This is a genomic window from Halomicronema sp. CCY15110, assembly GCF_016888165.1.
Classification (GTDB): Bacteria; Cyanobacteriota; Cyanobacteriia; order Phormidesmidales; family Phormidesmidaceae; genus Halomicronema.
Genome location: NZ_JACSWC010000055.1, coordinates 1 through 10,960 on the forward strand (window position 1 = coordinate 1; position 10,960 = coordinate 10,960).

Below are 10,960 nucleotides of genomic sequence, written 5' to 3' on the forward strand. Positions count from 1 at the left end.
GGTTTCGACTTCGCTCAACCTACCAGTATCGAGAGTTGAGCGGAGTCGAAACTCGGTTCATGGGAATCTTTTTTGCGCGCAAGTCCCTAATGGCGTTAACCCACCAATAACACCAATGTCATGGATGGATGTGATCTGCGGGGGCATACTTCAGTGGCAGCCAGTCGATTAACCCGAACAGGGGCAGGATGATCGCCTCTCCATCCCCACGCTTGCCGACCCATCTCCACGCTGACCGAGGAGGACAGTTGCCATTGGCCAGAAACAGGCATCTGCTAAATCAACAGCGATACCTTGGCGGGAGGAAGCAACATGATGGCGATCGCCCTTATCAGCTTCTTGCCAAATCATTCTGTCGTCCGCCTCTTCTGCAGAATGCAAAGTTTCTGACACAGGTACCAAGGCAAAGCCTTGGCACAGATATGGACAGCGTGAGATCGCTACAGCACCGCTTCTTCTTGGTGAGTTTTGATGGTGCAGTCTGAGGTCGGTTTGCCAATGCAGGTCAGCACATATCCGGCCTCAATTTGCGCTTCATCCAGCTGCATTTGTCCTGCTTGATCCAAACTTTCGCCTTCGACCACCTGGCCGGCGCAAGTGCTGCACGCCCCTGAGCGGCAAGAATAGGGTAGGTCAATGCCGTATTCCATCTCTGCCACGTCAAGAATGCTCTCGCCTTCAGGTACTTCAATAACGGTATCGAGTTCTTCAGCTTCATTAATTAAGTGAACTTGGTAAGTAGTTGCCATAGGAATATTTTGCGATAGCTTCTTGTGCATTGAAGCAAACTACAGCGGTCTCGCCCTCTACCAATAGGGCGGAAAAGCCATTAACGCGGCTTCCCTCTGTCGATATAGTCGGCAGTCGCCAGGCACTAGGTTCAAGCTCGACAGAACGCTGTTGCCCCAAGCGATCCAACACCGGAGTGGCCGCCCCCGATCGCACCAGAAAACAGCGTTATTGTGTGCCCGCTAAAGCACTGGCCCCTCAGCTTGGCATGAGTTGACGTTAGTTGATCGGCATCCTAAATCAGAAGCGTTAACCTGTTAAAGAGCTGCGATCGCCACCTGTCAAGCGATCCATTGAAACGATTTGCCGCAACGCGACGAGGACACCATGTTGAATTACGCCGGCTTTGATACCCCTGAACCGCCGAAGCACAAGTCGTTTGAATTGCCGGGGGCACGCCCGCACTACACCCCCGATCGCCCCGGACAGGTCAACCACATCGCCCTGGATCTGGATCTGGACATTCCCAATCAGCGGTACACCGGCACCTGCACCATTCGCCTCACCCCGGTGCGCAGCGGCCTTGATCGCCTGAGGTTGGATGCCGTTAACTTGCAAATTGAGTCAGTGATGGTGGGCAACCTGGCCCAAAGCTTTGACCACGATGGCGAACAGCTTTACATGCACCTGAGCCAGCCCACCACAGTGGGGCAGGCGATCGAGGTAGAGATCGCTTATCGTAGTGAAAATCCCCAGCGGGGACTCTACTTTGTCGCGCCGACCGAGCACCAGCCCGACAAGCCCATCCAGGTCTGGACCCAGGGCGAAGACGAAGACTCCCGCTACTGGTTCCCTTGCTTCGACTATCCCGGCCAGCTCGCCACCAGCGAAATCCGCGTGCGGGTGCCCAAACCCTACCAGGCCATCTCCAACGGCGAACTGGTGGAAACCAAAGAAGAAGGCGACGCCAAAATTTTCCATTGGGTGCAAAAAGAAGTGCATCCTTCATACCTGATGACCCTGGCGGTGGGTGACTTTGACGAAATCTGCGACGAGTGGGACGGCATCCCCGTCACCTACTACGCGCAAAAGGGTCGCAAGGACGACGCTCAACGCACCATGGGCAAAACACCGCAGATGATCGCCTTTTTTAGCGATCGCTTTGGCTACCGCTACGCCTTCCCAAAGTACGCCCAGGTCTGCATCAAAGACTTTACCTTTGGCGGCATGGAGAACACCTCTTGCACCCTGCTGACCGATCGCTGTCTGATTGATGAACGCGCTGCCCTGGACAACACTAATTCGGAAATGTTGGTCGCCCACGAACTGGCGCACCAGTGGTTTGGCGATCTGCTGGTGATCAACCACTGGTCTCACGCCTGGGTCAAAGAAGGCATGGCGACCTATTCTGAAGTGCTGTGGACAGACGACCAGTACGGTGCAGATGAAGCCGCCTACTACCGCCTCGGTGAAATGCGCAGCTACCTGTCGGAAGACAAGAGCCGCTACCGCCGCCCCATGGTCACCCATGTCTATCGGGAACCGATTGAACTCTACGATCGCCACATTTACGAAAAGGGCGCGTGCGTCTACCACATGATTCGCACGGAGTTGGGGGACGAGCTGTTCTGGCAGGCGATTCACGGGTTCGTGAACAAATATGCCCACAAAACCGTCGAGACCCTGGATCTGATCCGCACCATCGAAGAAACCACCGGGCGCAACCTCCGCTTCCTGTTCGATCAGTATGTCTATCGCGGCGGTCACCCCGATTTCAAAGTGGCGTACAAGTGGGACGCCGACAGCAATCTGGCAAAAATTACCGTCACCCAAACCCAGGCCAAAGCGGGCGACAAGAGCAGCCAAAGCGGCCTGTTCGACCTGCAGATTCCCATTGGCATCGGCTATGTGGAGAATGGCGCGGTCAGTGTGCAGCCGATGACAGTGCGCATTCACGAGCAGGAGCAAGCACTGTACTTCCCGCTACCGCAGAAGCCCGATTTCATTAGCTTTGATGTGGGCAACCATTACACCAAGACGGTGAAGTTGGAGTATCCCCTGCCGGAACTCAAGGCCCAACTCAAGTCCGATCCCGACCCGATTGCGCGGGTGTATGCGCTGGAGGCGATCGCTCAAAAAGGCGGCCTCGAAGCGGTCAACGCCCTGGCCGACGCCCTTACCAGTGATTCCCTGTGGGGCGTGCGGGCCGAAGCGGCGAAGCAATTGGCCGATCTCAAGCTCGACCAGGCGATCGCCGCTCTGTTACAGGGCTTACAAGACGCACATCCCAAAGTGCGGCGGGCCGTCGTGACGGCCCTGGGCAGTGTCAAAACCGCCGAGAGCTACCAGGCATTGCTGGAACTTGTGCAAGCGGGCGACCCTAGCTACTACGTGGAAGCCGCCGCCGTCAGTGCCTTGGGGGAGGTCGGTGCGTCGAAACTCTCCGGCATTCCCGATGCAGCGCAGACGCTAGGCGTATTGCAAACGGTGCTACAAGAGCGGGCCGGGTGGAATGAAGTGGTGCGATCGGGGGCACTCAGCGGCGTCAGCCAGTTCAACACCTCAGAAGCTGCCTTGGAAGTGATTCTGCAATATACCGAACCGGCTGTGTCGTCGATGCTGCGGCTGGGCGCAATTCGCGCGCTGGGTAAGGTTTCCACCGGCCAAACCAAGCCCAACGTCGAGCGCATTCTCGAACAGCTGGAAGCGATCGCGCGGGGACTCCAATTCACCACGCAAATGACGGTGATTGCCAGCCTCGGCATGATGGAAGATGTGGGTGCCGTGACGGTGCTGCAAGGCATCGCCGACCACATCGACGATGGTCGTGTCCGCCGCCGGGCGGAAGAAACCCTCAAAAAAGTGCAAAAGAAGGTCAAGAAGGATCAGGCGATCGCAAAACTCCAGGAGGATCTAGAGGAACTGAAAAAGTCGAACCAAGACCTCAAGAGTCGCCTGGAAGAGTTGGAGGCGAAGGGAAAAGCCTAGCGAGTATGAGGCGATTGTCCTGTTCTTCATCCATGGCAGCATCTAGTAAGGGCTGGGAGCGATCTCCCGCTCCGCTCACTTGCCGATGGCTAAGGTTGCCTGCTGCATATGGGCCGTGATTCGCGCCATGTGTTTACTGACCCGCCGCAGCCAGCGAATCGCCTCCAGCCGGGCGGTGCCGCTCACCACATCGATGTCGCCTTGGGCGATCTGGGTGATGGTCTGGTCGCGATAGGGGCGCACCTGTTGGTGGATGTGTTGGGCGCTGGCGGCGGCGATCTGATTAGCTTTGGCCCAGTCACTGATTTGCAGGGCGGCGATCGCCGCTGCCACACTCACCACCAGCAAATGATATTCGGTGGCTAAATCGTCCGTACGCTGGACGGTGTAGGCTCGGTCTTCGTCTTCTTCGCAGCGCTCATGAATGCGTTGCAAATGGTCGAAGGCGTGCATCATGGCAATCAGGCGTTCCAGTTGGCTGGGGTGGGTGCCACGGAGTTGGATGTGGTCGAGGTAGGTATGGGTCCCATCAAGGGCAATTTGCAGAGCCATGAGTTCGGCGAGCTGGCCGCCGGAGTGCCCCAGGATGTGGTGGATATGCTGCAACAGAGCAATGAATTCGGACTGGATGGAGATTTGCGCTGCCCGGAGGGCGAGGTCGGGCTGGTCGAGTAACTCATCGCTCAAGCCGTCGGTAAAGGTTGGCCCCTGACCGGGCAGGAGGCGCGTAATCAGGCGAGCAAAAGGACGGCTAAAGGGCAGCAGCAGGGTGACGCCGACCAGGTTAAAGCTGGTATGGAACGCCACCAGGCCGATTTCGGCATTTTGGGTCAACTGCCCCGGCGCGATCGCGTCCCACAGCGAGACATAGGGCGTGATAAGACTCAGGGCGATCGCCGCTGTAATCACGTTATACATGACGTGGGAGAGCCCCGTCCGCCTCGCATCCACCGAGCCGCCCAGGGTGGCGACCATCGCGGTGACCGTGGTGCCCACATCCATGCCGATGACCAATGCCGCCGCTTGGGCAAAGTTAATCGCTCCGGCATAGAGCGCCGCCAGGGTGGTCGCCACCCCGGCACTCGACGATTGGGTGATGATGGTGGCGACAATGCCCAAACTCACTAGCTGCAACCGCCCCAGCCACGAGTCGCCCGGCAGGCGATCCGGCGTGATCACGCCCTGCACCGCCGCCATTGCAGCTTGCAGCGTACTGATGCCGACGAAGATGAGGCCAAATCCGGCGATCGCCAGGCCGACTTTGGCGTACTTTTCCCCCGCGAACAGCTTTAGACTCGCGCCGATGAAAATCAGGGGGAGCACCGCCGTATCGAGCTGGAGCTTGAAGCCCAAAATCGCCACTAGCCAGCCTGTCACCGTCGTTCCCAGGTTGGCCCCAAAAATAATGCCCAGCGCATTGTCGAAGCTCAGTAAACCAGCACTGACAAACCCAACGGTGGCGACAGTGGTCGCACTGGAAGATTGTAAGAGGGCGGTGGTAATGGCCCCGGTTAGCGCTCCTGATAACGGCGTTTTGGTGAACCGCATCAGTGCTGATCGCATGGCATTGCCCGCCAGCGATCGCAGGCCGTCGGTCATCACGATCATGCCCAACAGGAAGAGACCGAGGCCGCCCAGGGCTTCTGCGATCGTCATCGAGACATTAATGGCGACTGACTCCGTGGCAACAGGGTACTGCTAGTCATAGCAAAAAGCCTGGCGGTCGAGCGCAATTGTGACGAAGCCGATAACTTGGGACAGCCGTGTCAACGTTCACCGAGGGGTCGGTGGAACAATGAGATTCCGGGAATGGTGGGTCGGTGAGGTGGTAGGTAGGTGGAACCAATTCAAGTGAGTACCGGGACTTTTATTACGCGCATGTCCCCTAACCATTACCCAGCCAGCCAGCACTACGCAATGCTATCGATGGTGCCACCGCGATCGCGTTTTAGCGTTCGCGCCATCAGCTCATCGTGGGTACTAATGACCGCTTCATCCGCTCCCGGTTGGCGTTGGACAAAGCGCCCGTCTTCCCCCAAGTCCCAGGCATAGCGATTATCCGCCAGCATGATATCCAAAATATCCTTCAAGTCTTGGATGGCGTCAGCATCTAGCACCGGCGTCACCGCCTCGACGCGCCGATCCAGGTTGCGCGGCATCCAGTCGGCGCTGCCGATGTAAATTTCTTCAGCTCCATCGTTCGTAAAATAAAAGATGCGGGCATGTTCCAAGAAACGCCCAATAATGCTGGTCACGCGGATGCGATCGCTCACCCCCGGGATCCCAGGGCGCAGACAACAGATGCCACGGATAATCAGGTCAATTTCCACCCCCGCTTGCGACGCCCGGTACAGGGCTTGGATCATTTCTGTGTCCACGAGCGAGTTCATTTTGGCAATGATGCGTCCCGGTCGCCCCGCTTTGACATGGGCCACTTCTCGCTCGATTAGCTTCAACATGCCGGGGCGCAAAGTCAAAGGCGCTACCAACATCCGGCGATAGTTGGTCTGGCGAGAATAGCCCGTCAAAAAGTTGAACAAATCGGTCAGGTCAGCGCCGAGATCATCTCGGGCACTGAATAGGCCCAAATCGGTGTACAGCTTCGAGGTCTTGGGGTTGTAGTTGCCCGTGCCAATGTGGACGTAGCGGCGAATGCGATCGCCCTCTTGCCGCACCACCAGGGTCGTTTTGGTGTGGGTCTTCAGGCCCACTACGCCATACACCACATGCACCCCGGCATCCTCTAACTTACGTGCCCAGATGATGTTGTTCTTTTCATCAAAACGGGCCTTGATTTCCACCAGAGCAACTACCTGTTTGCCGTTTTCCGCTGCGGCAATCAGCGATCGCACAATCGGCGAATCTCCCGAGGTGCGATACAGCGTCATCTTGATCGTCAACACATGCGGGTCGAGGGCGGCTTGCTCCACAAAGGCTTGCACCGAGGCCGAAAACGACTCATAGGGATGGTGGACTAACACGTCACGCTTCCGAATGGCGCTAAAAAAGCTTTCTTCGCCCCGTTCTACACTTTTGAGGCGCGGCGGCGTCACCGCTGACCAGGGCTGATCTTTTAACTGCGGCAACGGCATCGACAAGAAAAAGAAGAGGTCTTTGAGATCCAGCACCCCGTCCAGCTCGTAAATATCTTCATCCGCCACCTGCAACTCCTGCGTGAGTCCTTCCCGCAGTTCCAGGGGCATCGCCGATTCAATTTCTAACCGACACACAAATCCTTCGAGTCGCCGCTTGCTGATTTCCTCTTCCATCGCCACCAGCAAATCATCCGACTCATCCTCCCGCACGGGAAAATCAGCGTCCCGCGTAATGCGAAACAAGTAGTGACCCGAAATTTCCATCCCCGGAAACAGATAAATCAGATGATGGGCAATGATTTCCTCCAGCGTTGTGCCCGCCCACACTGTCTCCTCATCCACCAGCTCTGAAGGCAACCCAATGAAGCGCGGTAAATTATTCGGCACCTTGACCCGGGCAAACTTCTGAATCTTGGTTTCGGGGTTCGTCACCGCGACGGCCAGGTTCAAACTCAAGTTCGACAGGCGCGGAAACGGATGCGCCGGATCGACACTCAGGGGGGTCAACACCGGGAAAATCTGTCGCTCAAAATAGTCTTTCAAATACGCCTGCTGGGCTGGATTAAACTCGTTGTAATCCAGCAAGTAAATCTGATGCTCTGGCAACTGCGGCCGCAACTCCTGCTGAAAAAACGAATGTTGCTTTTGCAGTTGCGGTCGCAGATGCGCTCGAATGGCATCCATCACGGCGGCTGGCCCCAACCCATCGGCCGTTTTAGTTTTGACCCCGGCACTGACCTGTTCCATCAACCCCGACACCCGCACCATAAAGAATTCGTCCAGGTTGGAACTATAGATGGCAATGAATTTGATTCTTTCCAAGAACGGGGTGCGGGGATCAATCGCTTCGTGCAAAACGCGATCGTTGAATGCTAGCCAGCTCAGCTCCCGATTGACATAATACTGCGGGTCGCTCAGATCAACGGCGGAATCGAGTTTTGCGGCTTGGGCCATAATTTTGCTTGGGTCATGCTTCGTTTTGACCCTACAACACTAAACAGGGAAAGTAATCCTTTCGTTAAGAAAAGGTCGTCAGTTCCAGGCCCCAATGCCTGCACCGAGAGCGCTACTGCGGTCAAGACCCCTCCCGGCTCCCCATGGTCAATGGGGCTCATAAATGCGATCGCCCCTGACGCGATCGCATTTGTCGAAAACTGCTAACGCGATCGCTTGGAAGGTGTGCGTTCAGTGATAATGTGTTAAATGGCGCTGCGAAACCTAAGGTTGTCTTTAGAAAGCGGCCAGACAGCAGATCACAGAGTATAGACGCAAGCATGGTCACCACTGCAGAGAAAACCAATATCGGCTACATCGTACAGGTCGTTGGCCCTGTCGTTGATGTCGGCTTTAAAGGCGGAAACTTACCTGAAATTTATAACGCTCTTGTCATCCAAGGGACTAACCCGGCTGGGCAAGAGGTTTCGATTACCTGCGAAGTCCAACAGCTTCTTGGCGATTCCAAAGTGCGTGCGGTGGCCATGAGCGGCACCGACGGCGTAGTCCGAGGCATGGAAGTTATTGATACGGGAGCTCCCATTAGCGTGCCGGTTGGCGGCGCTACCTTGGGCCGCATCTTTAACGTTCTGGGCGAGCCCATTGACGAAAAAGGGCCTGTTAGCAGCGAAGAATCCTCCCCCATTCACCGCTCTGCTCCGGCCTTTACCGAGCTAGAAACCAAGCCAGCGGTATTTGAAACGGGGATTAAAGTTATCGACCTCCTGGCCCCCTATCGCCGTGGGGGTAAAACTGGTTTGTTTGGCGGGGCTGGCGTCGGCAAAACCGTACTAATTCAGGAATTGATTAACAACATTGCCAAAGAGCACGGCGGCGTATCTGTGTTTGGCGGTGTGGGGGAACGCACCCGGGAAGGGAACGACCTCTACAACGAATTTATGGAATCGGGCGTAATCAACACCGAAGACTTGTCGAAGTCCAAAGTGGCATTAGTCTACGGTCAGATGAATGAGCCGCCCGGAGCGCGGATGCGCGTCGCTCTGTCCGCATTGACGATGGCCGAATACTTCCGCGACGTGAGCAAAAAAGACGTGTTGTTGTTTATCGACAACATCTTCCGATTTGTACAAGCCGGTTCTGAAGTATCTGCCCTGCTGGGGCGGATGCCTTCTGCGGTAGGCTATCAGCCCACTTTGGGTACCGACATGGGTGACCTGCAAGAGCGCATCACCTCCACCTTGGAAGGCTCTATTACCTCCATTCAGGCGGTATACGTCCCTGCGGATGACTTGACTGACCCAGCTCCGGCAACGACCTTTGCTCACCTGGATGCCACGACGGTGCTCTCCCGAGCCTTGGCTTCTAAGGGCATTTATCCAGCCGTTGACCCGTTGGACTCGACCTCGACTATGTTGCAGGCAGCGGTCGTTGGGGATGAGCACTACGACACGGCGCGAGCGGTGCAATCTACCCTACAGCGCTACAAAGAGTTGCAGGACATCATTGCCATTTTGGGTCTGGACGAATTGTCTGAGGACGATCGCTTGACAGTGGCCCGGGCACGTAAAATCGAGAAGTTCTTGTCACAGCCGTTCTTCGTGGCTGAGATCTTCACGGGTATGGCGGGTCAGTACGTCACCTTGGAAGAAACCATCAAGGGCTTCCAGATGATTTTGAATGGCGAACTGGATGACATTCCTGAACAAGCTTTCTACCTCAAGGGCAGCATGGCTATGGTGCTCAAAGCGGCAGAAGAAATGAAGGCGAAGTCTTAATTCGCTGATTGGCAGGGGCTTAACTTGCTGGTTTGCGGTTAGCCCCTGCTTTGTAGATTTATCTTGTTAAAAGAGCGGTTTAATCCATCATGTCTTTAACCGTGCGGGTAATTGCGCCAGACAAAACCGTCTGGGATGCAGAAGCAGAAGAGATTATTTTGCCGAGTACCACGGGGCAACTCGGTATTTTGGGTGGTCACGCCCCGCTGATGACGGCTTTGGATGTCGGTGTCATGCGGGTTCGACCCGAGAAAGAATGGGTCGCGATCGCCGTCATGGGCGGTTTTGCGGAAGTCGACAACGACGAAGTGACGATTCTGGTGCGGGGCGCTGAGCAAGGCAGTAGCATCGACCAGGATGAAGCTCGCAGCGCTTTTGAAGCCGCTCAGACGACGGCTAGTAGCGTCTCACCGGATGATCGGCGTGCCTCTTTGCAGGCTAAGCAAGAGTTGCGGCGGGCGCGGGCGCGTCTACAAGCGGCGGGCGGCTCCGTCTAGGAGTCTTTCAAACTTCTGAAATTTATTGTGATAACTAAAAGAGCGGCTGTTCATAGAACAGTCGCTCTTTTGTGTGTTGCTCTTAACATTGGCCTGAACGGCGAAAGCGTTTGGGGTATTGCTAGGCTGACTTAAGGCCTGCCAACCGTCACGAACTACCAGTAAACAAAACGCTCTGAAACTTCTCTTGGGCAATGCGCATGGCTTTACCCTTACCCTCTTCCTGCCAATAGTTAATGATTTCAGTGGCGGTATTCAATAATTCAACCCGCTCTTCTTCCGAAATCCAGCTCTTGCCTTCAAGCTCAGTCTTCATTTGCTCCCAGGCATCATTGCGAGGCCAAAAGAAGTAAGCTGTCAGCGGACTAGTCCCTTTACCAACGACTTGGTCAACCGCCAGTGCCACGTCCTTGTCTAACCAAAGTACTTTGAGCACAAATCTGGCTTCAGTTTCTAATGCAGCCTCCACCGCAAACCCCCTTTCAAAACTACAGTCCTCCATAGTATCTTAAAGCGGTAAATCTGTAAGGTGTCGTCGCCCTGAGCGTGGGCACTGGCTGCTGGATAATTGAGTACACCAAGGGGGATGGGCGATCGCCCCGCTAACCGTAATACAGCTCTCCAGCAACCAACGGCAAGCAACAAGCAGCTGTTGTGTATGTCAGACGATGACGTTTGAAAGCTAATCGGAGCCGACTCAGTCGGGTAAGCATATAGCTGCTGAATCGCCTCTAACCATTAGGAAAATCCATCCAAGGTCTGTGACCGGCTGTTGGCACTTCTCTTGCCCCAGCCCAGTTGCTCGTAGATGCACGCTGTGCCAGCATTCAATCTCAGACATGCGATTAGGGAGCTGCAACTAAATAAAGTACCCGTTCAATCCGGTTTCGACTTCGCTCAACCTACCAGTATCGAGAGTTGA

General features: G+C 55.7%; 7 protein-coding genes. 3 read left to right on the plus strand and 4 right to left on the minus strand.

Annotation, left to right across the window (positions count from 1 at the left end; genetic code table 11):
* Positions 1–440: 440 nt before the first annotated feature.
* The gene (locus tag JUK32_RS00535) at positions 441–749 is read right to left on the minus strand and encodes a 2Fe-2S iron-sulfur cluster-binding protein (protein ID WP_204136916.1); all 309 of its coding nucleotides are present in this window, start codon (positions 747–749) and stop codon (positions 441–443) included.
* 370 nt (positions 750–1,119) lie between these two features.
* Here JUK32_RS00535 and JUK32_RS00540 point away from each other — a divergent pair, with 370 nt between their 5' ends.
* Positions 1,120–3,717: a M1 family aminopeptidase gene (locus tag JUK32_RS00540; RefSeq protein ID WP_375541540.1), complete on the plus strand. Its 2,598-nt coding sequence runs from the start codon at positions 1,120–1,122 to the stop codon at positions 3,715–3,717.
* Between the two features lie 75 nt (positions 3,718–3,792).
* Here the strand turns inward: JUK32_RS00540 and JUK32_RS00545 are convergent, their stop codons facing one another.
* Together JUK32_RS00545 and ppk1 are read right to left on the minus strand one after the other, a co-directional pair.
* Positions 3,793–5,373, minus strand: a complete 1,581-nt coding sequence (locus JUK32_RS00545; protein ID WP_204136918.1) for a Na/Pi cotransporter family protein — start codon at positions 5,371–5,373, stop codon at positions 3,793–3,795.
* Between the two features lie 254 nt (positions 5,374–5,627).
* Positions 5,628–7,766, minus strand: coding sequence for a polyphosphate kinase 1 (ppk1, locus tag JUK32_RS00550; RefSeq protein WP_204136919.1), 2,139 nt, complete (start codon positions 7,764–7,766; stop codon positions 5,628–5,630).
* A 320-nt stretch (positions 7,767–8,086) separates the two neighbouring features.
* Here ppk1 and atpD point away from each other — a divergent pair, with 320 nt between their 5' ends.
* Both atpD and atpC read left to right on the plus strand, forming a co-directional pair.
* The gene (gene atpD, locus JUK32_RS00555; RefSeq protein WP_204136920.1) at positions 8,087–9,541 is read left to right on the plus strand and encodes a F0F1 ATP synthase subunit beta; all 1,455 of its coding nucleotides are present in this window, start codon (positions 8,087–8,089) and stop codon (positions 9,539–9,541) included.
* 89 nt (positions 9,542–9,630) lie between these two features.
* Complete coding sequence (gene atpC, locus JUK32_RS00560; protein ID WP_204136921.1) at positions 9,631–10,038, plus strand: ATP synthase F1 subunit epsilon; 408 nt, start codon at positions 9,631–9,633, stop codon at positions 10,036–10,038.
* A 148-nt stretch (positions 10,039–10,186) separates the two neighbouring features.
* Here the strand turns inward: atpC and JUK32_RS00565 are convergent, their stop codons facing one another.
* Positions 10,187–10,507: a 30S ribosomal protein PSRP-3 gene (locus JUK32_RS00565; RefSeq protein WP_309224459.1), complete on the minus strand. Its 321-nt coding sequence runs from the start codon at positions 10,505–10,507 to the stop codon at positions 10,187–10,189.
* Positions 10,508–10,960: the final 453 nt, after the last annotated feature.

Coding starts and splice junctions, on each gene's coding strand:
- JUK32_RS00535 (WP_204136916.1), bottom strand. CDS start 749: ATGGCAACTACTTACCAAGTTCACTTAATTAATGAAGCTGAAGAACTC.
- JUK32_RS00545 (WP_204136918.1), bottom strand. CDS start 5,373: ATGACGATCGCAGAAGCCCTGGGCGGCCTCGGTCTCTTCCTGTTGGGC.
- ppk1 (WP_204136919.1), bottom strand. CDS start 7,766: ATGGCCCAAGCCGCAAAACTCGATTCCGCCGTTGATCTGAGCGACCCG.
- atpD (WP_204136920.1), top strand. CDS start 8,087: ATGGTCACCACTGCAGAGAAAACCAATATCGGCTACATCGTACAGGTC.
- atpC (WP_204136921.1), top strand. CDS start 9,631: ATGTCTTTAACCGTGCGGGTAATTGCGCCAGACAAAACCGTCTGGGAT.